The organism is Cellulosimicrobium arenosum, assembly GCF_014837295.1.
In the GTDB taxonomy this organism is placed as follows: Bacteria; Actinomycetota; Actinomycetes; order Actinomycetales; family Cellulomonadaceae; genus Cellulosimicrobium; species Cellulosimicrobium arenosum.
This window is the reverse complement of record NZ_JACYHB010000003.1, coordinates 345,235-369,603: the sequence shown is the minus strand read 5'-3', so window position 1 is coordinate 369,603 and position 24,369 is coordinate 345,235. Positions and strand designations below refer to the sequence as shown.

Sequence of the window (24,369 nt, the reverse complement as noted above, 5' to 3'; positions counted from 1 at the left end):
CCGGCCGGGTGCCTACAGGTCGGCGACCCGGATGTCGCGGAACTCGATCGCATCGGCGTCGCTGTGGTTCTGCAGGCCGATGAACCCGCTGTCGAACTGGCGCAGGTCGGTCGGGGGGTCGCCCGCCCGCGAGGACTCCTGGCCGGGTGAGTTCTCGAACTCGTTGATGACCACGCCGTTGCGGATCATCGTGTAGTGCTGCCCGACCACGCGGATCTCGTACTCGTTCCACTCGCCCTTCGGCTTCTCGCCGCCGGCACCGAGCTCGACCGGGTCGAAGTTGTACACCGACCCCGTCTTCTGCGGCTCACCGGACGGTCCGTCGTAGATCTGGATCTCGTGACCGCAGTAGATCGCGACCCATGCCGGGTCGCTCTGGCCGTCGGCGCACTCGGCGTCGCCCGGGTCCGTCGGGTCCGGGAACCTGGTGAACACGCCGCTGTTGGCGAACTTGTCACCCTCCGCGACGTCGCGGTACAGGAGCTTCACGGAGAAGTCCCCGAGCTCCTCGGCGTCGTACCAGAGCATCCCGAGCCCACCGGTCGCCAGCAGCGACCCGTCGGGCTGGAGGACGAACTTCCCGCCCGGCAGCTGGGTCCAGTCGAACAGCGAGTCCTCGGTGCCGTTGAAGATCGTCCGGTACCCACCGGGCTCGACACCGATCTGGGACCGAGCGGCCCAGTCGACCAGCTTCTGCCGCTCCGACCGCGTGATGCGGCCGTCCTCGAGCAGACCCTTCGCCACCGACCGCACGTGACGCAGGAACTGGTTGTGGTTGTTGTACTCCTGCTCGTCCTGGATCAGGTCGTTGATCGTGCAGCCGCCGAGGTCGATGTTCTCGACGCCCGAGTCGGTGTCACGGAACCACACGGTGTCGCGGTCGTCCGGCAGCGTGCACGTCGTGCTCGCGTCGGTCGTGACCGTGGCCTTCGACCCGTCGGCGTACGTGACCTGCAGCGTGGCCTCGTAGTCACCGACACGCGGGTAGGTGTGCTCCGGGTTGGCCGCGGTGGAGGTCGTGCCGTCACCGAAGTCCCAGCGGTAGGACACGCCGCCGGAGCGGTCGCCGTTGAAGGCGATCGTCAGCGGGTCGCCCTGGATGCTCGCACCGGTCGCCGCGGGCAGCGGGGTGGGGTCCCCGCCCTCGTAGGCGATGCGGATGAGCTTCTGGTTCGGGTCGAGGCTGAAGAACCCGCCCGCGTAGTCGAGCATGTACAGCGCGCCGTCCGGACCGAACTTCGCGTCCATCCAGCTCTGCAGCAGCTCGTCGCCGCGGCCGCCCGGGATGATCGGACGCAGGTCCTCCATGAACGCCGGAGCACCCTGGTCCTCCACGTTGTCCGGGTCGACCGTCACCGCGGTGCGGTTGCTCGAGTTCGACTGGTCACCGAGCAACCACTTGCCCTCCCAGTACGAGGGCCATGCGATGTCGGACTCCGGGTCGACCTGGGACTGCCGGTACGTCGGGCCGGACATGACGGCCTGGCCGCCACCACGCAGCCACGGGATCGTGTACGTGGCCTCGTCGTCCTCGTAGGACGGGATGCCGTCCTCGCCCTCGGGGAAGACCGGTCCGCCACCGCTCGGCGAGTACCAGATCATGTTGTCGCGCACCGGCGGCAGGTCGACCAGACCGGTGTTGCGCGGCGAGGTGTTCTTCAGGTTGTCGCAGTCGTACCAGCCGGTGAGGACGCTCGCGTCCTCGTTGCTCCGGTCGCGGTACGGCTGCTTGTTGCCCATGCAGTACGGCCAGCCCTGGTTGCCGGCGGACGTGATGATCGTCGCCGTCTCGTACTTGGCCGGGCCGAGCTCGGGGTCGGGCTGACCGGCGTCCGGGCCGACCCACGCCGCGGTGAGCCAGTCGGTGTCGGGGTCGATCTGCAGGCGCGAGATGTTGCGCACGCCCATGACGTAGATCTCCGGACGCGTCTTGTCCGCCGGGTACTCGCCCACGGGGAACAGGTTGTCGTCCGGGATCGTGTAGGTGCCGTCGTCCTCGGGGTGGATCCGCAGGATCTTGCCGTTGAGGTTGTTGGTGTTGCCCGCCGTGCGGCGCGCGTCCTGGAAGCTGAGACCCGCGAACTCCTCGGTCCAGTTGTTCCCGGAGTAGCCGCCCGACCCGCCGGACGAGTTGTTGTCGCCCGAGCCGACGTAGAGGTTGCCCGCGTCGTCGAACGCCATGCCGCCGCCCGCGTGGCAGCAGCTGTGGATCTGCGTCTCCCACTCCATCAGGTCGACGCGAGTGCTCTGGTCGATCGTCGGGCCCTCCGGGTCGTACGTGAACCGGGAGATCGTGCGGTAGCCGACCTGGCGCTCACGGTCGATCGACTCGTGCGGCATCCAGTAGGCGTACAGCCAGTGGTTCTCGGCGAAGTCCGGGTCGGGCACGAGGCCCAGCAGCCCTTCCTCGTTCTTCACGAGCTCGCTCCCGCTGCCGCGGTTGCCCATGACGTCGAGCGTGGTGAGCAGGGTGACCTCTTCGGTCTCGGGGTCCCACTGGTGGATGGTGCCGCAGCCGAGCCCGACGTCGGGGTCGTCCCACGAGGGGATGGGCCCGGTCGGGCAGGCGCCGCGGCCGATGTAGAACACGGTGCCGTCGTCGGCGATCGTCACCCCGTGGGGCTCACCGTTCTGGTCGAGCTCGCCGGCCGCGTTCGGTGCGGTCAGGCGGTCGATGCGGTAGTTCGAGGCGATCGTGGCCTGGCAGTCGCCACGCACGACACCCGTCGTCCACTGCAGGGCACCGAGCAGGTGGTCGCGGAACGCGTCGTCGGACCAGCTGTCCTCGGTGCCGCCCATGCCGGTGTAGAAGGAGCGGCCGCCGTCGTAGTCGCGGCACCAGGACACGGGCTGGAACGGGTTGGTCGTCGGGCTCGCGTCGGCGCCGGGCTCGACCTGGGCGACGGTGTGCACCTCGCCTGCCGGGGAGTCCTCCCAGTCGAGCCACTTGTCCTCGCGGTCCCAGGTCAGGGGGAGGTCCGCGGTCGCGGGGTGCTGGCGGTCGATCAGGTCGACCGTGCGCTCGCTGACCGGGATCTCGGGCTCCGGCTGGTCGACCGACTCACCGTCGAAGAACGACAGCTCCGCGAGCTGGAGCAGCCCGCCGCTCCCGTTCTTGGTGATGTCGAGGCGGAACCACTCGTACGCCGTGTCGGACTCGACGTCGTAGTCCTTGGGCTGGAAGCGCTGGGAGAACGTCTGCCCGCTCTGCGAGTCCACGTCCTCCCAGGACTCGCCGTCGTTCGATCCCTGCAGCGTCCACGTGTTCGGGTCGCGCTCGCTGGAGTCGTTGGCCGACGTGAGGGTGTAGCGGGCGAGCTCCGTCGGCTCCTCGAGCCGCACCGTGATCGTCGCCGTGGGCTCGAACGCGAGCCACTTGGTGCCCGGGTCGCCGTCGACGAGGTTCACGGCGATCTCGTTCGGCGGGTTCTCGGCGGTGGCCGTCACGTCGGCGACGTCGGCGGCGTTGGGCTGCGCGCCCGCGATCCGCGCACCGACGAGGCCGGTGAACCACTGCGAGGCCTCCAGGGAACGTGCGGCGTCGCGCACGCCGAGGAAGCCGCCACCGGCGTTCACGTAGTCCTTGAGGGCTGCTTCCTGGTCGCCGCTGAGCTCCACGCCCTCGGCCGACAGGAACACCACGCCGCGGTACTCGCCGAGACCGGCGGCGCTGAAGACCTCAGGGTCGGACGACGCCTCGACGGTGAACCCGTTCTCGGCGCCGAGCTGGGCGAGGGCGGCCGTCGCGTCGATGACGGGGTCGTTCTGGTCGTCGGGCGCGCCGTGGAAGACCAGGACGCGCACGGGTGCGGTCCTGGCCGCCGCGGCCAGGGGTGCCGCCGCGGCACCCTGCGCCGCGGAGACCGGCTGGGCGGCCGCAGGGACCACGGCCGCGCTGACGACGAGCGCGGCGCCCGTCAGGCCGACGGCCAGGGTCGTGAGCGCCCCCGGTCGGGAGCGCTCTCTCGTTCGGGGGGATCGTGATCGTCTGGCTAGCACTCGCCAACTCCTTCGTCATCGGTGCGGTGCGCCCGGTCGGACTCCGGGCGCCGAGCGAGACGCGACCGGCATGATGACGCCGGTCGCGCGGTCGACGCGGTCAGTGATCCGCGTGCTCGGTTGCCGTGGGCGCGGCGGCGTGGCTCCCGTGCTCATGGAAGCGGTCGATGGACTCCTGAGCCCCCGGCGGCATGCTGCCGTCGGGCTCGCGGACGAGGAAGATCCCCGCCATCCCCCCGTCGGCGTGGAACTGGACGTGGCAGTGGTACATCCAGGCGCCCGGCCCGACGCCGAGGCCCGCGACCACCTGGAAGCCGAACGAGTCGCCCGGGTTCAGGTCGCGGTTGTCCACGACCTGGCTCGGGTCGTCGCGGCCTGCCAGCAGACCGGTGCGGTTGTTGACCCACCGGTGCGCGTGCATGTGGAACGTGTGGAACGTGTTCCCGTGCCCGATGCAGATGAACTCGACCCGCTCACCCAGGTTCGCCTCGAACATCGGGGTGTCGGGCGCCATCTTGTTGTTGATCTGCATGTCGTTGAACACGACGGTGAACTGCTTCTCGGGCAGCACGTCCCCGACCCGCCGGACGACGAGCGCGCCGTACAGCCCGGCCGCGATCCCCGGGGTGCCGTGCGGGCCCCACGCGTGGTCGTGGTAGTGCCAGTAGCCGGCGCTCCCCGGCATCCAGATGCCTCGCTCGCGTCGCGGGGCGACGGTCGACCACACGTAGGTGCGCGTCTCGCCCGGTGCGTTGAACGAGTCGTTGAACGGGCTGCCGTCGCTGTTGGTGTCGTAGTTGACGCCGTGGGGGTGGATCGACAGCTGCTGGTCGGTGGTGTTGACGAGCGTGATCTCGAGCGTCTCCCCCTCCCACATCTCGAGGATCGGGCCCGGGACGGTCGCGGTGCCCGGCTCGAGCCCGTAGCCCACGGTCTTGGAGTCGATCCGCTCGGCGTAGATCGTGATGCGACGGACGTCTCCTGTCGCCCTGGCGGCCGCGGCGGCGGGGGCGGCGGTGACCGTCCCGCCCGCACCCAGCGCTACGGCGGTCACCGCACCAGCCGCGACGGTGCTCGCCGCGCCGGTGAGCAGCGTTCGACGTGACAGCGCAGTCGCTCGACGCCCGGTGGTCTGCTCGGTCATGGATCTCCCTCTGAACGGCGCGGTGCCCGACCCGGTCCCGGCGCCTCGGTGCGCGGGACGACCCGCACAACGTCGCGCGATCGCCATTCCAGCGGCCCGGCTCCGGCGCCCGGCCCCTCGAGCCCCCGGTGGATTCCAGGAGCAACGACCCCATGCAATCCCAGGTGGCCAGTAATGTCAACCGATGTGCAGAAGTTATGCTTTCAACCATCAAAAGCCATCTGCTGGCGGTGCCCTTCTGCCCGGAGGTCGCTGACGGCGTGCCGCCGCCCGGACCGACGGAACCAGAGACCTCGGCCGATTCGACCGTCGGGTCAGCGAGCAGGCGTCAGCCGACGGGCTCCGGCACCGGGTCGGCCAGCGGCAGCGGCTCGTCGGGGCAGCTGCCGAGCACCTTCTCCATCGCGTCGGCCTCGGCCCGCGTGACCCACAGCTCGTACTCGAGCTTGACGCCGACCTGCCGCGCCACGTACTCGCACCGGTAGCCCGTGTCCGGGGGCAGCCAGGTCGCGGTGTCGCCGGCGCCCTTGGCCGAGTTGGTGGGCCCGTCGACGGCGAGCAGGTTGAGCGGGTCGTTGGCGAACGCCGCGCGCAGGTCCTCGTCCCACTGCTGGGCGCCCTTCTGCCACGCGTCCGCGAGCGCCACGACATGGTCGATCTGGACCATCGACGACGTGCTCTGCCCCCGCTCGAACCGGATGGTGTCGCCGGAGTAGGGGTCGTCGAGCGTCCCGGTCGCCACGACGCACCCGCGGGTGTCGGGCTTGGCGGTGGTGTCGACCAGGTCGCGGCGCAAGACGTCGTTGCGGGTGTCGCACCCGTTGTGGTCGACGTCGGCCCAGGCGGGCCCGAACTCGTCCCGCTCGTAGCCCGTCCTGGGGGCACGCCCCTTGACCTCGAGCTGCCCGACGGCGGCGAGCGCGCTCCCGGCCTCGGCATCGTCGGTCCCGGGCAGGTCCGGCAGGCCGGACGCGTCGGGCAGCTCGATGCCCTGGGTGATCTCGGTCAGGTCGTCGGGCTGCCCGGCCCGGTCCCACGCGACGAAGGCGGCGGCGAGGAGGACGACGACGACCACCGTCCCGAGTCCGGACCTCCTCGTGCTGCGCCTGCGGCTCACCTGGTCCGGCCCGGCCGGTTCGTCGTCGTCACGGCCGCCATGATCGCACGTCAGCGGGCGGCGAGGACCTCCCGCAGCGCGGCGGCGAACGCGGCCGGGTCGTTGTCCGGGGACCAGTCGTTCGCGGCGAAGCCGCCGTGGTCCCCGGGGAACGTCACGGGCGCCACCTCGAGCAGCGTCGCGAGCCCCGCTCCCCCGCGCCACGCGAGCGTGCCGTCGCCCGACGCGCTGACCGCGGGCACGATCCGCACCCCGGAGGACCGCAGCGCACCGCCGTCGGGCGCCCACGCCGGCATGGTCTCCATGTTGACGAAGAGCAGGTCGTCTCGCGACCCGTCGTCGGTGGTCGGCATGCCGAACATCGCCGGGTCGGGCGCGGGCCGGTCGAGGTAGTCGGCAGGGAGCGGGCCGACGTGGCTGACGAGCTGGATGAACTTCGCCATCGCCGCCCCGAACCCGTCGCGCCGGTAGGTCTCGAGGATGTCGGCCTGCGCCGCGGTCGCCAGCGGGGCGTCCTCGAGCAGCGGCGTGATCGGGGGCTCGTGCGCGACGAGCGTGCGCAGGTCCTGCGGGTGCTGCTCGATCCACGACAGCCCGACGACGGCGCCCCCGCTCGACCCGAGGACGTCGAGCGGCCCGAGACCGACGTCCACGGCGACGCGGTGCACGTCGTCGGCGTGCACGGGCACCGACACCTCGCCGTCCGGCGCGAGGGTGCTGCGCTCGGTGCCGCGCGGGTCGTACGTGACGACCGTCCGGTCGTCGAGCAGGTCGACGAGCTGGGCGAAGCCCGACGCGGCCATCGGGGAGCCGACGATCATCAGCGGCGGCGGTCCGCCGACCGCCCCGGCGTGGTGCACGTCGTAGGTGATCGACGCGCCGGGGACGTCGAGGGTGCGGGTGGTGCTCTGCGTGGGTGCGCTCATGTCAGGTCGACGCCGCGCGCGCCGCGAACTCATCGGTCCGGGCCCGCCGTGCATCAGGGCCTGCCGCGGATCAGGGCCGGTCGTGGACCGGGTCGGTGAGCAGGTCGGCGGCGAGGTGGTCCACGAGCTCGTCCACGTCGGGCTCGTGGTCCCATCCCTCGACGTACGTGGCGAGGCGCTCGCGCTCGGAGCTGCGGATGTCCTCGGCGACGGCGTCGCCGGCCTCGGTCGCGCGCACGAGGTCGCCGTCGATCTCGACGAGGCCGCGCTCGGCGAGCGACCGCGCGACCTCGCGCACCCGGTCGTCCCCCACGTCCGCCCGTTCGGCCATGACCTGCACGGACCGTTCCCGCTTGAGGGACACGCGCGTGACCATCCAGCACTGTGCCGCGTTCAGCCCGACGTCGGGCGCCACCGCCTCATACACCGCGATCGGGTCGCGCGCACCGACGCGGCGCCACAGGATCATCCGCAGCTCCTCGAGCGACGTCCGGCTCGACGGCAGGGCGAACGACTCCCCGGCCGAGTGCCCGGCCACCTCCGCGGCGTCGGGCGTCCCGGCGTCGCGCGACGTCGTGCGCAGCTGCGTCTCCGGGAGCAACCACGTGAGCACGAAGCCGACGAGGGCGACAGGAACGGCCCACAGGAAGACCGTGTGGAGGGACTCGGCGTAGGCGTCGAGGAACCAGTCCTGCACGCCGGGCGGGCACTGCGCGAGCCCCGTGGTCGACGCGGCGAGGCTCTCGGGTCCGCACGCACCCTGCGCGTCGGCGGGCGCTCCGGTCAGGAGGTTCGCGGTGAGCCGGTTCGCGAAGATGGTCCCGAACACCGCGACCCCGACGGACGAGCCGATGGTCCGGAAGAACGTCGCGCCCGACGTCGCGGTGCCGAGGTCGCGGTACTCGACCGCGTTCTGCACGGCGAGCACGATCACCTGGTTGACCATCCCGAGGCCGAGGCCGAACACGAACATGCTCAGCCCGGCCTGCAGGGTCGACGTGTCGCGACCCATGAGGGACAGCAGGTACAGCCCGACGGCGGTCACCGCGGTCCCGGTGATGGGGAACACCTTGTACCTGCCGGTGCGGGAGATGATCTGCCCCGAGCCGATGGACGTCAGGAGCAGCCCGAGCATCATGGGCGTCATCTCGAGCCCGGACTCGGTGGGGGTCGAGCCCTTGACGGTCTGCAGGTACAGCGGGAGGAAGGTGATGGCGCCGAACATCGCGAACCCGACGGCGAACCCGATGACCGCGGCGGTGGAGAACACCCGGTTGGCGAAGAGCCGCAACGGCAGGACGGGCTCCGCCGCGCGCTGCTCGACGAGCACGAACGCGACGAGCGCGGCGACGGTGAGGACGCCGAGACCCCAGACCTGGACGGAGCTCCACTCCCACGTCGTGCCACCGAGACTCGTGATCAGCACGATGCCGGTCGCGATGGCGCCGAGCAGGATGATGCCGGCGTAGTCGATGCTGGGGTGCTTGCTCGTGGTGATGCTCGGCAGCACCGCCACCACCGTGATCAGCGCGACGACGCCGAGCGGGATGTTGATGTAGAAGACCCAGCGCCAGTCGAGGTTGTCGACGAAGAACCCGCCCAGCAGCGGCCCGGCCACGGACGACACCCCGAACACGGCGCCGAACAGGCCCTGGTACCGGCCTCTCTCCCGCGGGGAGACGATGTCGCCGATGATCGCCTGCGACAGCACCATGAGCCCGCCGCCGCCGATGCCCTGCACCGCACGCCACCCGATGAGCTGGCCCATCGACTGCGACGTCCCGGCGAGCATCGAGCCGGCGAGGAAGATGAGGATGCAGATGATGAACAGCGGCTTGCGCCCGACGAGGTCGCCCAGCTTGCCCCACAGGACCGTGGTCGCGGTCGACGCGAGCATGTACGCGGTGACGACCCAGGACAGGTGCTGCGCGCCGCCGAGGTCGGACACGATCGTGGGCAGTGCCGTCGCGACGATGGTCTGGTCGAGCGCGGCGAGGAGCATCGCGAGCATGAGGCCCGCGAAGATGATGTAGACCCGCCGCTTCGGCAGCTCCTCGACCTCGGGCGACGCTGCGCTCACTGCCCCTCCCCGGTGGTCCGGTGCACGCTCGTCGCAGCATGGCACGTCAGGGATGGTGCGGCACCTGGAGCGGTGGCGCCCCCGGTCGTCAGCCCAGGGCCACCGCGACCGCTGTCTCGATGCCACCGAGAGCCGCGACCCCGCCGGCGTCTGCCCCCACCGCGCCGGCTACTCGCGCTCGCCCAGGAACCGCTTCTGCTCCCCGCGGCGCGTCGTGACCAGCAGCAGGGCGACGACCCCGAGCGCGATGCCGCCGAAGATCAGCACCCCGCTGAACCCGGGCGTCTCGTCGAGTCCGAGCATCGCGCCGTCGGTCAGCGCGAGCCCGACGCCGAGCACGAGCGCGACGAGCGCGACCGCGCCGACGACGAGCTCGCGCGCCCAGTGCCCGGCCCCGGCGAGGGACGCGCGTGACAGGAGCGCGGTCCGCTCGTGCGCGGTCAACGGTGAGCTCTTGCTCACCGGGTCGAGGCGGCGCGCACCGTGCCGGAACCGGTCCGGGTCGCCGACCGCCTCGGCGACCACGGCGCCGGTCGTCGCCGGGACCTGCAGGTGCTGCAGGAGCTCGGCGACCGGGTCGCCCGGCCAGGCGCCGGCGTCGAGCAGCTCCTGGAACCGCCGCGGGTCCCGCGGCGGGCCGAACACGGCGGCGAACGCTCGCGGCGCTCCGGACCTGCCCTCCGCGTCGTCGAGGTAGGTCCACCGGGGGTGCCAGTTGCCCCACTGGGAGGAGCGGTGCGCACGCGCGTCGACGCCGGTGTCGAGCGTCCACGACCAGGCGTCGGGCGCGCTGCGGTCGAGACGCAGCACGGCTTCGTCGGCGTGCAGGGCCGACGTGATCCGTCCGAGCACCTGCGAGTCCGCCCTGACGGCGTCCACGAACCCGCTCCGGTCGTCGTCGTCGGGCACGACGCCGGAGACCGCCGTGACCAGGACCGTGTACCGCTCGTCGACGGACCGCACCCACGCCGCGCCACCCGTGCGGGCCGCGGCACGCACGACGTCGACGTCCCCGCGCACGAGGTAGGTCGTCGACCGGCTCGGTGGCGCGTCGAGCCGCGGGACCTCGATCAGTCGCGGCAGCGTCCGCAGCAGCACGGCGAGGTCGTGGACCGCGCGCAGCCCGTCGGCCGCGCGGACGACGGGCTCGCGCAGGCAGCCCAGGGAGTCCACGACCCGGAGCAGGTCGTCGGGGTCGTCCGCGAGGTGGATCGACGCGTCCTCGTCGAGCATGCCGTGGGTGACCGGTTCGGCGTCGTCGGGCACGTACCGCGCCGTGGCCGTCCGGCCGCCCGTGCCGGCGGCGAGGACGGCGGCGACGTCGAGGGGCAGGTCGTCGGACCCGTGCTCGACGAGGGCGAGCCACCCGCCGGCCACGTGACGGTCCACGAGGGCGAACCGGGCGTCGACGGTGAGGTCGAGCGGGAGCTCGACGTCCGCCGCGGTCCAGCCCCGCTCGTCGGTCGGCCCGATCCGGCCCATCTCGCAACCCACCTCGCGCAGGGCGTCGACGAGCCTGTCGTGGGGGACGCGCGCGACGAGGATCATGGCCACATCATGGCACCGCCGGGCATGCCGGCCGTCGCCCGGTGTTCATCGGTTCGTCGTCGCACCGTAGCCCCGTCGAAACGGGGCCGCCCTAGCGTCGAGGGGACCGAAGGACCGGGACGACCGGAGAGGGCACATCGACGATGACCCTGACCATCACGCTCGTGCGACACGGCCAGACCTACCTCAACGCCAGACGCCACATGCAGGGCTCGTGCGACTCGCCCCTGACCCGCACCGGGCGGGCGGGGGTGCGGGTGACCGCCCAGCACCTCGCCCGCCACGACTTCGAGGCGGCGTACTCGTCCCCGCAGGGGCGCGCGGTCCTGACCGCGATGGAGATCCTGCGACACCACCCCGACCTGCCGCTCACGGTGGACAAGGACCTGCGCGAGCTGTCCTTCGGCTCGTTCGAACGACGCCCGGAGTCCCAGCTCGACGCGGTCGAGCCGTGGGCCGAGCTCGTCCCCCGGGTCCTGTCGGGCACGCACCCGGGGATCGGCGGCGGCGAGCCCGGGGCGGCGTTCATGTCCCGCGTGCGCGAGGTGTTCGCGCGGGTCCTCGCGGCGCACGACGACGCGTGGCACCCCGGCGCGACGACCGACCGCCACGTCCTCGTCGTCGGGCACGGCCTCACCCTGGGCGCGTGGCTCGCGACGCTCGACCCGTCGCGCGTGCGGGCGCTGCCCAACGCGTCCGTGTCGACGGTCGAGGTGCGCGACGGCGTCACGCACCTCGTGTCCGCCGGGGTCGACGTCGCCGGCCACGGGTCCGTGGCCGCCCGCTCCGCTCCGGCGCCCCACGACCTGGCACCGGCTCGACTCACGCCGGTCCGGTAGTCCTCGGCCGAGGACCGGCTCCGACGCCGCGAGCGGGACTTCACCCGCGCGGCCACGAGCCGACCGGCGGGGTTCGCGTCCGCGCCACGTGCACGACACCCGCCCCTCCTAGCGTCGCTCGGGCAACCATCCGCGACGCACCGGAGGACTCGATGAAGACCGCTCCCCGCCACCACCCGCCGCACCGGCCCCGACGCCGGCGCACCACGCGCGCGACGGCCGCCGGCCTGGTCGGCGCCCTGGTCACGACGGTCACCGCGACCGCGCTCACCACCGCCGCCGCCACCGTGCCGACCGCCTCGGCCGCTGCCGCGCAGCCCGGCGACGTCGTCCTGGCCGAGACGTTCGACGACGGCGAGCTCCCCGCCGGCTGGAACCCCGTCCTCGGCGACTGGACCGTCCGGGACGGACGCCTCGTCGGCGACGCGCCGGACGGGTCCGCGCCCGCGCGGATCACGTTCGGCGAGCCGGTCGAGAACTACCGGCTCGACGCCACGCTGCGGTTCGAGGACGTCGACAACGCGTCCCGCTGGGCCGGCGCGATCCTCGACGTCGCACCCGACGGCGCGGTCCCGTGGTGGCAGTCGATCCTGCGCAGCACGACGACGGCGGGCAACGGCGTCGAGATCGCCCAGCGCACCGCCGCGAACGGCTGGAACGTGCCGTACACGGGTTCCGCGGCCACGGACGCGGCCACGGGCCGCGACGTGCAGCTCTCGGTCGAGGTCCAGGGGGCCGACGTCACGTCGAGCATCGACGGGACGCCCGTGCTCGAGGGCCGCATCGACCGCACCGACGACGGCGTCCTCGGCTTCGTCCTGGCCGGCGCGACCGTGAGCATCGACGACGTCACGGTCACCGAGATCGAGCCCGCGTCCTGGGTGGGCGACGACGGCGAGCTGCCCGTCACGGTCGCGCACCGCGGCTACTCGTCGGTCGCACCCGAGAACACGCTCGCCGCCTATGCGTCGGCGATGCGCACGGGTGCGGAGTACGTCGAGATCGACGTGCACACGACCGCCGACGGCGTCCCCGTCGTCTCGCACGACCAGACCGTCGACCGCACGACGGACGGCACGGGCGACGTCGCGCTGCTGCCGTCGTCGTACCTGACCGGCCTCGACGCCGGGTCGTGGTTCAGCCCCGCGTTCGCCGCCGAGCCCCTGCCGACGTTCGCCGACATGCTCGACCTCATGGACACCGGCGCCTCGACGATGCTGCTCGAGATCAAGGGACCGGAGACCTCGGCCGAGGTCGAGCGCGTCGTCGACATGATCGTCGACGCCGGTCTCGAGGACCGCGTCGTGCTGCAGTCGTTCGACGTCGACGCCCTGCGGGCGGCTCGCGAGCACGCCCCGCAGATCCCGCGCGGCCTGCTGCGCGGCACGCTCGACGCCGACCCCGTCGCCACGGCGAAGGACCTCGGCGCCGTGATGTACAACCCGTCCGCGAACGCGCTCGCCACCCGGCCGAGCGTCATCGGTGACCTCAACGCGGCCGGGATCGCCGTCATGCCGTACACGGTCGACTCCGCCGCGGACTGGGCGCGACTGACCGAGGCGGGCGTCGACGGGATCATCACCAACCGCGCGGGCGCGTTCATCGGCTGGAAGGAGGCGCAGGGCCAGGTCGTCGGGCCCGCACCCGCGCCGGAGCCCACGGTCGCCGTGGTCAGTCCCGCCGAGGGTGCCGAGGTGGAGCGCGGCGGGTCCGTCGTGCTCGCGGCGTCCGCGACGGACGCGGACGACGTGACCCTCACCCTCGACGGCGAGACGGTGGAGAACGGTGCCGTCGTCCCGGCCGCGGACCTCGCGCTCGGCGAGCACACCGTCGTCGCGACGGCGACCGGCGAGGGCGGCGAGGCGACGGCCGAGCGCACCGTCGTCGTGACCGTCACGGCCGAGGGCCTGCGCTCGCGGATCGCGGCCCAGGACGTCAGCGCGCTCCAGCTCGTGCTGCTGCTCGGCGCCGTGGACCACGAGCGGTGGTCGACGCTCGAGCTGTTCGTCGAGCGCTACGTCGACGACGAGGCGACGGTCGAGCGACTCGTCGAGGAGATCGACCACCTCGCGGGACGCTGACCCGACCTGACGACCACGCCGGACCCGCGGCGGTACCGCGCACGAGCCTCGACGTGCGGGTCGCCGCGGGTCCGCGCGCCGGGGCCGGCTCAGGCCGGCGGGGTGTACTGCGAGAGCGTGAGCTCGGCGCCCTGCGGGTCGCGGACCACGGCATCGCGGGTCCACTGCGTGTCGGACGACGAGAGCACCGTGCCGCCCGCCCGCTCGGCCGCGCGCGCCGCGTCGTCGCGGTCCGCGACGGCGAACATCACGGTGTGCCGCGCGGCACCAGGACCGGTCTCGACGCCCGCCACCACGTCACGGAACCCCGGTGGTGCGTCGACCTGCAGCTCGTCGATCTCCGGGTTGACCGTGCGCTGGAGGTGGTCGCCGTACCCACGGACGCGAGCCATGCCCAGGCCGAGGTCCGGTGACACCTCCCACCCGAGCAGCGGGCCGTAGAACCGCATCGCCTGCTCGACGTCGGGCGTGCGCAGGGTGCTGAAGACCCACGCCCCCGGCATGTCGACGCGCTGCGCCCCGAGCCGGGTGCCGGGCTGCCACAGGCGGAACGCCGCGCCCTGCGGGTCCCGCACGACCGCCATGCGCCCCGGCGGGCCGACCGTGGTCGGGCCGTCCAGGACCACGCCACCCAGGTCGGGGACGCCGCGCGCGGCGGAGTCGACGTCGTCGACGGCCACGTACGTGATCCACTCCGGCGGGCCCTGCCCCGACGCGATCGCCGCGACGTCCTGCCCGCCGAGCGACGCGACGACGTACCGCCCGCCCGCGCCCGGAGGCAGCCTGTCCTCGAAGTCCCAGCCGAAGAGCGCGCCGTAGAACGCGAGCGCCGCGTCGACGTCGGGCTGCTCGGTGTCCACCCAGCACGGCACACCGTGCGGGTACGTGCGTGGCGGCAGCTCGGCCGCGGAGCGCCTGTCCTCGTCCATGAGGCCACGCTGCCACCGACCACCCACACCCGCGCGCCGCCCGGACGTCGTCACCGGCCGTTCGGCCACCGTGCACCCGTCGGCCCTTCCCGGTCGCACAGCGCGCGCCTAGGGTGAGGACCATGACCACGAGACGCCGGACCACCGTCGCTTCCGCACTCGTCGCCGGCCTCGCGCTGAGCGCGGTCGGGCTGACCGCGGGAGCCGCCGTCGGGCATCCCGGTAACGGCCACGGCCACGGCCACGACAAGGGGACCGAGCTGCGCGTCGCGACGTACAACGCGAGCCTCAACCGCGCGACCGAGGGCGAGCTCGTCGCGGACCTGTCCACGCCCGACGACGCGCAGGCCGCGACGATCGCCGAGGTGCTGCAGCGCACGCGCCCGGACGTCGTGCTCCTCAACGAGTTCGACTACGTGCCGGGCCGCGAGGCGGTCGACCTCTTCCGCGACAACTACCTCGAGGTGGGGCAGTCGGGCGCGACGCCGATCGAGTACCGGTACGCGTACGTCGCGCCGTCGAACACGGGTGTCCCGAGCGGGTTCGACCTCAACGACGACGGGACCGTCGGCGGCGGGGACGACGCGTTCGGGTTCGGCGCGTTCGAGGGCCAGTACGGGATGGTCGTGCTGTCGCGGTACCCGATCGACACTCGTGGCGTCCGCACGTTCCAGGACTTCCTGTGGAAGGACATGCCGGGCGCGCTCCTGCCGGACGACCCGGCGACGCCCGAGCCCGCGGACTGGTTCACCGACGAGGAGCTCGACGTCGTGCGGCTGTCGAGCAAGTCGCACTGGGACGTGCCGGTGCGCGTCGGGCGCGAGACCGTGCACGTGCTCGCCTCGCACCCGACGCCGCCGACGTTCGACGGTCCCGAGGACCGCAACGGGCGCCGCAACCACGACGAGATCCGGTTCTGGTCCGACTACGTCACGCCCGGCAAGACGTCCCGGTACATCTACGACGACGACGGCCACCGCGGCGGGCTGCGACCGAGCGAGTCGTTCGTCGTCCTCGGCGACCAGAACGCCGACCCGCTGGACGGCGACTCGGTCGAGGCCGCGATCGACCAGCTCCTCGACAACCGGCGCATCCAGGACCCGGCGCCGACGTCCGGCGGCGCGGTCGAGGCCGCCGCGCTCCAGGGCGGGGCCAACACGACCCACCGGGGCGACCCCGCGCTCGACACCGCCGACTTCGCCGACACCGCCCCCGGCAACCTCCGCGCGGACTACGTGCTGCCGTCGCGCGACCTGCGCGTGCGCGACACCGGCGTGTTCTGGCCCGAGCAGGCCGACCCGCTGTCGCGCCTCACGGGCGTCTACCCGTTCCCGAGCAGCGACCACCGCCTGGTGTGGCTCGACCTCACGCTGCGCTGACCACCAAACCCGCCGAACACGACCTGAGGGTCGTCACGGGCCGCCTCGCGACCCTCAGGTCGTGTTCGACGCCTGGGTCGTGGGTTGGGTCGTGGGTTGGGTCGTGGCGTAGTGGGTGGTGAGGTGGTGGAGGCCTTCGTCGATGGTTGTCGCCGGGGTCCAGTCCAGGTCGGACCAGGTCTCGCGCTGGTCGAACCAGTGGGCGGTGGACAGCTGTTCGGCGAGGAACCGGGTCATCGGTGGTTCGTCGGCCCCGGGGCGCACGCGCCAGGCAGCCTCGACCATCCCACCCGCGGTCCGGGCCAGCCCGGCGGGCACGCGCCACCGCGGCGGCTCGACACCGGCGGCCCGGCAGATCCCGGTCAGCAGGTCGGCCACGGGGCGCGGCTCGCCGTTGGTCAGCACGTAGGCGCGGCCGCCCACCACGTCGGTGCGGTCGCCCAGCCGGTCGAGCGCGGCGACGATGCCGTCGGCGGCGTTGTCCACGTAGGTGGTGTCGATGAGCGCCGCCCCGTGCCCCAGCAGCGGCAGCCTCCCGCGGGCGGCCCGGTCCACGACGCGCTCGACGAGCTGGGTGTCCCCGGGGCCCCACACCACGTGCGGGCGCACCGCCACCACCCGCAGCGTTCCCCCGTCGCGCGCCAGCGCCAGCAGCTCGCCGGCCGCCTTGGTCCGCGCGTACTCCCCGCGGGCCCGCCGCGGGTCGGCCGGGCCCGCGCCGACGCCCACGAGCGAGTCGCCGAGGTGCGCCACCGACGGCGAGGACACCTGCACGAACGCACGCACGCCGGCTCGCTCGGCGGCGTCCAGCAGGGTCCGGGTCCCGTCGACGTTCACCGCGGCGAACTCGGCCGGGTCGCCCGTGAGCGAGACCTTCGCGGCCAGGTGCACGACGGCGTCGGCCCCCGTCACGGCCGCGGCGACCGCCCGCGGGTCGACCAGCGACCCGGCGACGTCCTCGACCCCCGCGACCCCCGACGGGCGACGCTGGAAGGTGCGCACCTGGTCGCCCCGAGCGGCCAGCACCCGCGCGACCGCGCCGCCGAGCAGCCCCGAGGCGCCCGTGACCAGCACCCTCACGGCGCACCCACCCGACCACCGGCCAGGACCCGGCCGGCCCAGGAGGCCAACCGCGCCCGGTCGATCTTGGAGTTGTGCCGTACGTCCGTGGGCAGCTCGGCGACCACGAGCACCGCCGCGATCGGCACCGACACGTCCGCAGCCGCCGCACGCACCGCCTCGGCGAGCGCGGTCGGCGCCAGACCCGGGCGCCGCGCGGCGGGCAGCGACTCCACGACCGCGACCGCCTGCTGCACCCCCGCGGGCCCGACGCCGACCACGGCCGCGCGCCGCACGGCGTCGACCCGCTCGACCGCCTGCTCCGGGCCGACCGGGGCCAGCGGACCCCGTGCGGTCGTCAGCACGTGCGCCAGCCGACCCTCGATCCACAGCCGCCCGTCGGCGTCCAGGTGCCCGACGTCGCCGCTGCGGTGCCAGCGGCCCGGCGGGGTGTCGCGCTCGGCGGCGACGTCGGTCAGCCAGCGCCGGTCGTAGCTCTCCTTGAGGTGCTCGGCGCTGATCAGCACCTCGCCCAGCACGCCCGGCTCGTCCGACGGCGCACCGGTGGCCGCGCCGTCGTCGTCCAGCGCGCTGACCAGCACCCGCGCCGAGCCGACGGGCCGTCCCACGCACACCCCGGCGTCCGGCGCGTCCGCGACCGCGCGGATCCCGGCCAGGGTGACGTCGGTGACCAGCAGGCACTCGGTCATCCCGTACGGGGTGTGCGGCTCGGCACCCGGCATGATCGACTGGGCCGCCGCCAGCAGCTCCGCGCTGATCGGCGCGCCGGTGGACAGGAACGTCTCCACCCGCCCGAGCGCGTCCCGGTCCGCGTCGTCCAACCCGGAATCCGCGTCGACGGCAGTCTCGACAACATGGAGGATCGCGGCCGGGGACAGGAACACGAGCCGCGCGTCGGTGGCCCGCACGGCGTCGGCGACCGCCCGCGCGGTGAGCGTGCGCGGCGCGGAGACGTCCATGTCGGGCGTCACGGAGCGGGTGCCGAGCGCCGGGCCGAGCAGCGCGAACGGCGCGAACCCGGTCACCAGGCCCGTCGTGGGCCCGACGTCGAGGTGCGCGGCCAGAGCCTCGCACAGTGCGGACAGGCGTCCGTGCGTGTACAGCACGCCCTTGGCCGGTCCGGTCGAGCCCGACGTGAACAGCACCGCCGCCGCGTCATCAGGACCCGGCTCGGGCGGCAGCTCCCGGCCCTCGCCGGCACGCGCGACGTCGACCAGCTCGTGCTCCACGCCCAATACGCGGCGCCGCACCGGGTCCAGCGGCTCGGCGGAGATCCGCACCCCGGGCCAGCCCGCCGCACGGGCGGCCGCGAGCGCCGTCGTCTGCCCGATCAGGTACTGCGGCCACGCGCCCCGCTGGGCGCGGGTCAGCCCGCGCAGACCGAGCCCGGCGTCGGCCACGACCACGACCGCCCCGATGCGCAGGCACGCGTAGACGAGGGCGGTCAGCGTGGGGCCGGGCCGCACGAGGAGGGACACGCGGTCCCCGCGGCGCACCCCGACCTCGTGCAGGCCTGCGGCGATGCGCCGCACCTGATGGTCGAGCGCCCCCCAGCTCACCTCGCGGCCCGGGCCGGTGGCGGTCAGGTCGAGCACCGCCGGCTCGCGAGCGGTCGCCGGGTCGGCACCACGCTCGTCCAGGGTCGCCCAGATCGGACGGAAGGTCCTCGTGCCCGACGCCGGCCGGTCCCGGGACACCGTCGCTGAGCCGGCCAGCGCGCCCGTGCCGCCCGCCCCGGCGCGGCCGGTGTCCGGGCCGGCGGGGCGGACGTCGTCCTCGAGCCACCTCAGCACCGGCCCGGCGTAGTCGACGTCCTCGGCGACCAGGTGACCAGCGTGCTCGAAGCGGTGCACGTGCGCCCCGGGCAGGCGGGAGACGAGGTCGTCGAGGTAGCGGTCGGAGAACACCGGGTCGCGCGCGCCCCACAGCAGCAGCGCCGGGACGTCGCGCGCGCCGAGGCGCGCGACCCCGGCGGCGATCCGGTCCAGCTCGGCCCGGCTCGGGTGGTCGAGGTCCACGGGGATGTCGGCGACGAACTGCTCGATGCCCGCGCGGTCTGCGGCGCTGCGGTAGGGCAGCCGGTAGGCCCGGGAGACGTCGTCGGGCAGCCGCGGGTGGGCGATCGCGAGCGTCGTCTCCAGGAACGCAGGGGTGGTGCTGGTCCCCAGCCGGTGCACGCCCCGCGCGAGGGCGAGCCGCAGCGGCGCGGGGATCGCGGCGCCGTCGGGCTGGTGCACGGCGGTGTTGAGCAGGGCGACGCCGGCGAGGCGGTCGGCGTGGTCGACGGCCCAGCCGAGCGAGACCACCCCACCCCAGTCGTGCCCGAGGGTCACGACCGGGCCGTCGAGCCCGAGGGCCTCCGTGAACGCGCCGAGGTCCGCGACCCGCTCGGCCAGGGTGCGGCGGCGCCCGGTGCGGGCGGACAGCCCCATCTCGAGCTGGTCGACGGCGACGACGCGCCAGACGTCGTGGACCTCGCCCGGCGCGGCGGGTGCGGTCGCGCGGTCCGTGGCGGCGGCGATGAGGTCTCGCCACAGGTAGGACCACGTCGGGTTGCCGTGCACGGCCAGCACGGTGGCGGTGGGGTGCACGCCCCGGGCCGCCAGCACGGGGCCGTTGTCCAGGTAGTGCCACTCGCCGCGCACGTGACTGAACCGTGGGTCGAGGCCGGGCAGGCCGGCCGGGGCGCTCGTCGCCGCGCGCAGGCTCACCAGGCCAGCTCCAGCATGGCCGTGTTGATGCCGGAGCCGACGCCCATGAGCAGCACGCGGTCACCGGCGACGAGCGACGCGGCCTCCTGCGCCAGCGTGATGGGCACGGACGCCGGCCCGACGTTGCCCAGCCGCGGGAACGTCGTGGGCACCTTGGACCGGTCGAGCCCGACGGCCTCGACGATCGCGTTCGTGTGCACCCGCGAGACCTGGTGCGTGATGTAGCGGTCCATGGTTCCCCAGTCCCACTCCGGGACGGCGTCCTTCCAGGCGTCCACGACCAGCTCCAGCCCGCCCTCGAGCAGCGCCTCGGCGTCCGTGAACATCCCGTCCGGGCTGCCCAGGCACAGTCCGTGGTGCTGGGTCGCCGCGCGGGTCACCCCGCCGAGGACGCGGTGGGCGTCCGGGTGCGCCTGCGCCGGTCCGAGCACGGCGGCGGCCGACCCGGAGCCGAGCGTCAGCGAGGCGAACTCGGACAGGAGGTCCTCGCGTGCGACATCCGCGCGCAGGAGGCGTTCGACGGTATTGACCTGCAGGTCGTCGGCGTCCTCGCCGTCGACGACCACGGCGTAGCGGACCTGGCCCGACTCGATCATGCCGGCGGCCAGCGTCATCCCGTTGATGAACCCCAGGCAGGCGTTGGCGACGTCGAAGTTCACCGCCGAGCTCGGCAGGCCCAGCCCGTGGTGCAGGGCCACCGCGACGGACGGCTCCAGGTGCGGGCGGGTCACCGAGGTGTTGATGAGCAGGCCCACCTCCTCCGGCTCGACGCCGGCGACCTCCAGCGCGTCGCGCGCCGCCTCGACCGTCGCGGAGGTCACGTCCTCCCCCGGCCCCCAGTTCCGGCGCGCCTCGACCCCCGCGACCCGTTCCAGCAGGCTCGAGGGCAGTCGCAGGCGCTTCAGCGTCGGGGCCAGCCGGCGCTGGATGTCGGACGACGGCGTGACCGTGGACGGCAACCTGCTGGTCACCGACAGCAACGCGACGTCGCCGAACCTGGTGGTGGCGTTCCCGGACACTCGTGCTCCCTCCGGGCACACGAGGCGCCGGTACGACGACAGATCACCGGACCGTCGTGCGGCGGTCGGTCCGCGGGTGCGCGAGCACCCCCGTCCGAGAGTAGGACGCTTCGCACGGCTCCACCGTTCCGCGCGTCCGGTGTGGTGTTCGCCACCGCAGGGTGAAGATCGCCGACCCCGCACCGCGACGCATCAGCGGGACGGCGAGCGGCCTCCCTCCTGACGCTGCGTCTCAGCCGACGGAGCACGTCCCCGCGGCCCCACGGCCGAGTCCGCGCCACCGGAAGGAACCGGTGAGCGCACCGCGTCCGGCCCGGGACGTCGTCGAACACCTGCGCACACCCTGGAGTCATCCGTGAGACGTGTCATCTCCGCGTGCACGGCGGCCACCGCCGCCGTCGTGCTCGCCGCCACCCCGGCGCTCGCCCGCGAGGGCAAGAAGCCCCTGCCACCCGCCGAGTCCACGATCACCACCGGTCTCGTCACGCCCCTGAGCCTCGCCGAGGGCCCGCGCGGGACCACTCTCGTCAGCCAGAACTTCGCGGGGCTGCTCACGTCCGTGGCCCCCGACGGCACCCCCACCGTGCTGTACGCGTCCGAGGACGGGGCCGAGGTCGGTGCCGTCAGCTACGACCACGGGGTCGTCACCTTCGCCGAGACGGGTGCGACGCAGACGGTCAAGCAGCTCCGCCTGGACCGCGACGGCATGCCGCAGGGGGAACCACGGACGATCGCCGACGTGGGTGCCTTCGAGGAGCGCCGGAACCCCGACGCCAAGGTCACCTACGGCTTCCGCGACATCCGCCGGTCGTGCCTCGACCAGCTCCCCGAGGAGCTCCGTCCCCAGTACCAGGGCATCGTCGAGTCCCACCCCTACGCGACGACGAGCGCCGTCGGCGTCACGTTCGTCGCGGACGCCGCGGCCAACTCCATCCTGTCCGTCGACTGGCGCGGCACCGTCCGCACCGTCGCCGTCCTGCCGGCCCAGCCGGTGCGCATCACCGCGGAGATCGCCGCGGGCCAGGGGCTGCCGGAGTGCGTGGTCGGCAAGGACTACTGGTTCGAGCCGGTGCCGACCGACGTCGAGATCGGTCCCTGGGGCCAGCTCTACGTCACGACGCTTCCCGGTGGGCCGGAGGACGACTCCCTCGGCGCCCGCGGCGCCGTCCACACCGTGAGCCCGTTCACGGGCAAGGTCCGGACCGTCGCGACCGGGCTGCTCAGCCCGACCGGTCTCGCGGTGGACGTGCGGGGGACGGTCTACGTCGCCGAGCTGTTCGGCGGGCAGGTGTCGACGCCGGCGCGCAAGGGTCCGCAGGCCGTCGTGACGGTGCCGCTGCCCGGAGACGTGGAGATCACGTCGAAGGGTCTGCTCGCGACGACGAACGTGCTCCCGCCCGACGAGACGTCTCCTCCCGACGGTCACCTCGTGCGCTACACGCTCGACAGGTCGCGCCACTGACCTGGACGGACGGTGGTCTCTCCCCGTCGGTCGTCGGACGCCGACGGGGAGAGGTCCCCATCGCAGCCCTGTCGTGCGGCCCACTAGTCTGACCCGGTCGGCGCACGGGTGCCGTCGGACCAGCACGAAGGGGCGCCAGGGTGAGCCAACAGCTGTGGGGCGCGGACGTCGCCGCACTCCGGGACCTCGCGAAGGACATGTCGACCGCGAGCGACCGGTTGCGCGACATCGGCTCGAACGTCGGTTCGCTCGTCGCCCAGAGCGGGTGGCAGGGACCCGACCAGCAGGACTTCGCGAACGAGTGGACCGGCACCGCGCACCCTCAGCTGCTCGCGGCCGCGCAGACCGTCTCGGCCGCCGCGGACACGCTGCGGCTCAACGCCGACCAGCAGGACGGGACGAGCCGCGACGGCGGGTCCGGCGGACCGGGCGGACCGGGCGGACCCGGCGGGCCGGGTGGACCCGGCGGGCCGGGTGGGCCCGGCGGACCGGGGGCACCGGGCGACCAGGACGACGGGTCCTGGACCGACGGCGACTGGATCGAGGACACGCTCACGGCGCTGGGCATTCCCGTCGGGCTGCTGGACGCGGGTCTCGACATCGCCGGGCTCGGTGGGAAGTTCGCCACCGGCGTGAGCGTCCTCGGCGCGACGTTCGCGGGTCTCGGTCTGGCGCAGGGTCTGGCCGAGGGCATCACCGGGATCATGGACGGCGACGGCTGGCAGATCGCGGACGGCGTGATCGGTGCCGGGATCGGCGGCGCCGGCGTCGCCCTCTTCCTCGCCTCGAACCCGGTCGGCTGGGGGATCACCGCCGGCATCGCGGTCGCGGCGGGCACGTGGGGCGTCCTCAACCTCCTCACCCCGGACGGCATGGACACCACCGAGTGGATCGCGGGCGGCGTCAGCGACGCCTGGAACGCGTCGACCGCCTTCGTCGGCGACGTCGGCGGCGCGATCGGCGACGGCGTCTCCTCCGCCGTGGACGCGACGGCCGACTTCGTCGACGACGTGACGGGGCCACTCCGTAGTCTGAACCCGTTCGACTGACCCGCACCGCGCCACCGACCTCACATCTGGAGTGACCTTGGCTACCGCCGCACCGTTCCCCCTGACCACGTTCGAGCTGCACGCGCTCCTGTCGCTGCGCGAGGGCCCGGCCGCGGCCCGGTCCGCCCAGAGCCTGCGGCTCGACACCACCGGCGACGCCGCCGCGGTGTCGCGGCGCGCGGGTCTCGCGTCGCTGCTCGTCCGTGACCTCGCGACGATCAGCGACGGCATCATCACCGCCCAGGGGAACGCCGGCGGTGTGGCCGGCGCCCTGACACGCGGTGACCGCTGGGTCGAGATCGGCATCGTCCGGCCGTCGAGCACCGACGCGGCCGTCCTCGTCGGCACGGGGATCGGCGGCGTGATGATCACACCGCGCGGTTTCGACGTGTGGAACGTGCTCCCGATCGGCGAGGGCCGGGACCTCGTCGACGCGGGCGTCGCGCTCGCCCGGCAGGGAGTCGAGGCCTCGGCGGAGAACGCTGCCGTCGCCGCGAGTGTCAAGGTCTCGACCGTGGACTCCACGCGCGCCGCGAGCGCCCACCGCGACGACGACGGCACGTGGAAGATCGCCACCGAGCCCGCCGACGCCGAGGGCCGCCTCACGGTGCAGGAGGGCACGTACCCCGACCTGGACGCCGCGTTCGCCGCGCTGCGCGAGGCGCTCTCGTGACGTTCGGCGGCTCCTATCCCCCGCAACCGCCGCACGGTCCGCAGGGCCCGGTCGACCCGCGCGAGGCGAAGAACCAGGAACGACTCGTCAAGAACCGTCGCCAGCTCGTCGCCAGCGCGCCCTGGATCGCGGGGTTCTTCTTCGTCTGCGCCGTCGTGCTGGTGGTGGCGATGTTCGGCGCCGGCTACTCCCAGGACGGCCGGAACATCGGCCGTCTGATCGTCGCCGTGGGGTTCGCGGGCCTCGGCGTCGCACTGCTCATGATCCGCCGGGCGATCCGGCGTCAGGACCGCGAACGCGGCGCTCGTCGGTAGGCGCTGCCGGTCGCGCGGT

The 24,369-nt window shown here is 73.5% G+C and carries 17 protein-coding genes; 7 read left to right on the top strand and 10 right to left on the bottom strand.

Going from position 1 to position 24,369, the window contains the following annotated elements; genetic code table 11:
- Window positions 1-12 precede the first annotated feature (12 nt).
- From IF651_RS06135 to IF651_RS06110, 6 genes are all read right to left on the bottom strand, one after another.
- Window positions 13-3,999: a ThuA domain-containing protein gene (locus IF651_RS06135; protein ID WP_338403804.1), complete on the bottom strand. Its 3,987-nt coding sequence runs from the start codon at window positions 3,997-3,999 to the stop codon at window positions 13-15.
- A 100-nt stretch (window positions 4,000-4,099) separates the two neighbouring features.
- A complete protein-coding gene (locus IF651_RS06130) occupies window positions 4,100-5,143 on the bottom strand; it encodes a multicopper oxidase domain-containing protein (protein ID WP_191828200.1) in 1,044 nt (347 codons plus the stop codon).
- A 328-nt stretch (window positions 5,144-5,471) separates the two neighbouring features.
- Window positions 5,472-6,218 carry an HNH endonuclease family protein gene (locus IF651_RS06125; protein WP_338403803.1) on the bottom strand — a complete coding sequence of 249 codons (747 nt, stop codon included), beginning with the start codon at window positions 6,216-6,218 and terminating at the stop codon, window positions 5,472-5,474.
- Between the two features lie 92 nt (window positions 6,219-6,310).
- On the bottom strand, window positions 6,311-7,186 hold the full coding sequence (locus tag IF651_RS06120; protein WP_191828198.1) for an alpha/beta fold hydrolase: 876 nt from the start codon (window positions 7,184-7,186) through the stop codon (window positions 6,311-6,313).
- Between the two features lie 70 nt (window positions 7,187-7,256).
- The gene (locus IF651_RS06115; RefSeq protein WP_191828197.1) at window positions 7,257-9,266 is read right to left on the bottom strand and encodes a DHA2 family efflux MFS transporter permease subunit; all 2,010 of its coding nucleotides are present in this window, start codon (window positions 9,264-9,266) and stop codon (window positions 7,257-7,259) included.
- 168 nt (window positions 9,267-9,434) lie between these two features.
- On the bottom strand, window positions 9,435-10,814 hold the full coding sequence (locus IF651_RS06110) for a hypothetical protein (protein WP_191828196.1): 1,380 nt from the start codon (window positions 10,812-10,814) through the stop codon (window positions 9,435-9,437).
- A 143-nt stretch (window positions 10,815-10,957) separates the two neighbouring features.
- On the opposite strand from IF651_RS06110, the gene IF651_RS06105 reads away from it, so the two are divergent.
- Together IF651_RS06105 and IF651_RS06100 are read left to right on the top strand one after the other, a co-directional pair.
- Entirely contained in the window at window positions 10,958-11,653 is a 696-nt protein-coding gene (locus IF651_RS06105; protein ID WP_191828195.1) for a histidine phosphatase family protein, read from the top strand.
- Between the two features lie 152 nt (window positions 11,654-11,805).
- The gene (locus IF651_RS06100; protein WP_191828194.1) at window positions 11,806-13,734 is read left to right on the top strand and encodes a glycerophosphodiester phosphodiesterase family protein; all 1,929 of its coding nucleotides are present in this window, start codon (window positions 11,806-11,808) and stop codon (window positions 13,732-13,734) included.
- A gap of 89 nt (window positions 13,735-13,823) precedes the next feature.
- Here IF651_RS06100 and IF651_RS06095 read toward each other — a convergent pair whose 3' ends face one another.
- Window positions 13,824-14,663: a VOC family protein gene (locus tag IF651_RS06095; RefSeq protein WP_191828193.1), complete on the bottom strand. Its 840-nt coding sequence runs from the start codon at window positions 14,661-14,663 to the stop codon at window positions 13,824-13,826.
- A gap of 122 nt (window positions 14,664-14,785) precedes the next feature.
- On the opposite strand from IF651_RS06095, the gene IF651_RS06090 reads away from it, so the two are divergent.
- A complete protein-coding gene (locus tag IF651_RS06090) occupies window positions 14,786-16,042 on the top strand; it encodes an endonuclease/exonuclease/phosphatase family protein (RefSeq protein ID WP_191828192.1) in 1,257 nt (418 codons plus the stop codon).
- Window positions 16,043-16,096: 54 nt separating this feature from the next.
- On the opposite strand, the gene IF651_RS06085 is transcribed toward IF651_RS06090, so the two are convergent.
- The 3 genes from IF651_RS06085 to IF651_RS06075 are packed head-to-tail and all read right to left on the bottom strand — an operon-like array spanning window position 16,097 to window position 20,852.
- On the bottom strand, window positions 16,097-17,122 hold the full coding sequence (locus IF651_RS06085) for an NAD-dependent epimerase/dehydratase family protein (protein WP_191828191.1): 1,026 nt from the start codon (window positions 17,120-17,122) through the stop codon (window positions 16,097-16,099).
- Complete coding sequence (locus tag IF651_RS06080) at window positions 17,119-19,833, bottom strand: alpha/beta fold hydrolase (protein ID WP_338403802.1); 2,715 nt, start codon at window positions 19,831-19,833, stop codon at window positions 17,119-17,121. Before IF651_RS06080 ends, IF651_RS06085 begins: the two co-directional genes overlap by 4 nt.
- The gene (locus tag IF651_RS06075) at window positions 19,830-20,852 is read right to left on the bottom strand and encodes a 3-oxoacyl-ACP synthase III (protein ID WP_191828190.1); all 1,023 of its coding nucleotides are present in this window, start codon (window positions 20,850-20,852) and stop codon (window positions 19,830-19,832) included. The genes IF651_RS06080 and IF651_RS06075 overlap by 4 nt, the downstream gene beginning before the upstream one ends.
- A 355-nt stretch (window positions 20,853-21,207) precedes the next feature.
- On the opposite strand from IF651_RS06075, the gene IF651_RS06070 reads away from it, so the two are divergent.
- The 4 genes from IF651_RS06070 (at window position 21,208) to IF651_RS06055 (ending at window position 24,350) form a co-directional block, all read left to right on the top strand.
- A complete protein-coding gene (locus IF651_RS06070) occupies window positions 21,208-22,314 on the top strand; it encodes a ScyD/ScyE family protein (protein ID WP_191828189.1) in 1,107 nt (368 codons plus the stop codon).
- A gap of 140 nt (window positions 22,315-22,454) precedes the next feature.
- Window positions 22,455-23,363, top strand: a complete 909-nt coding sequence (locus IF651_RS06065) for a WXG100 family type VII secretion target (RefSeq protein ID WP_191828188.1) — start codon at window positions 22,455-22,457, stop codon at window positions 23,361-23,363.
- 37 nt (window positions 23,364-23,400) lie between these two features.
- Window positions 23,401-24,036: a hypothetical protein gene (locus IF651_RS06060; RefSeq protein ID WP_191828187.1), complete on the top strand. Its 636-nt coding sequence runs from the start codon at window positions 23,401-23,403 to the stop codon at window positions 24,034-24,036.
- Window positions 24,033-24,350 carry a hypothetical protein gene (locus IF651_RS06055; protein ID WP_191828186.1) on the top strand — a complete coding sequence of 106 codons (318 nt, stop codon included), beginning with the start codon at window positions 24,033-24,035 and terminating at the stop codon, window positions 24,348-24,350. The genes IF651_RS06060 and IF651_RS06055 overlap by 4 nt, the downstream gene beginning before the upstream one ends.
- Window positions 24,351-24,369: the final 19 nt, after the last annotated feature.

Bases quoted from the DNA above. Each gene is read 5' to 3' on its own strand.
- IF651_RS06130 (WP_191828200.1), bottom strand. From the start codon at position 5,143: ATGACCGAGCAGACCACCGGGCGTCGAGCGACTGCGCTGTCACGTCGA.
- IF651_RS06120 (WP_191828198.1), bottom strand. From the start codon at position 7,186: ATGAGCGCACCCACGCAGAGCACCACCCGCACCCTCGACGTCCCCGGC.
- IF651_RS06110 (WP_191828196.1), bottom strand. From the start codon at position 10,814: ATGATCCTCGTCGCGCGCGTCCCCCACGACAGGCTCGTCGACGCCCTG.
- IF651_RS06105 (WP_191828195.1), top strand. From the start codon at position 10,958: ATGACCCTGACCATCACGCTCGTGCGACACGGCCAGACCTACCTCAAC.
- IF651_RS06100 (WP_191828194.1), top strand. From the start codon at position 11,806: ATGAAGACCGCTCCCCGCCACCACCCGCCGCACCGGCCCCGACGCCGG.
- IF651_RS06095 (WP_191828193.1), bottom strand. From the start codon at position 14,663: ATGGACGAGGACAGGCGCTCCGCGGCCGAGCTGCCGCCACGCACGTAC.
- IF651_RS06090 (WP_191828192.1), top strand. From the start codon at position 14,786: ATGACCACGAGACGCCGGACCACCGTCGCTTCCGCACTCGTCGCCGGC.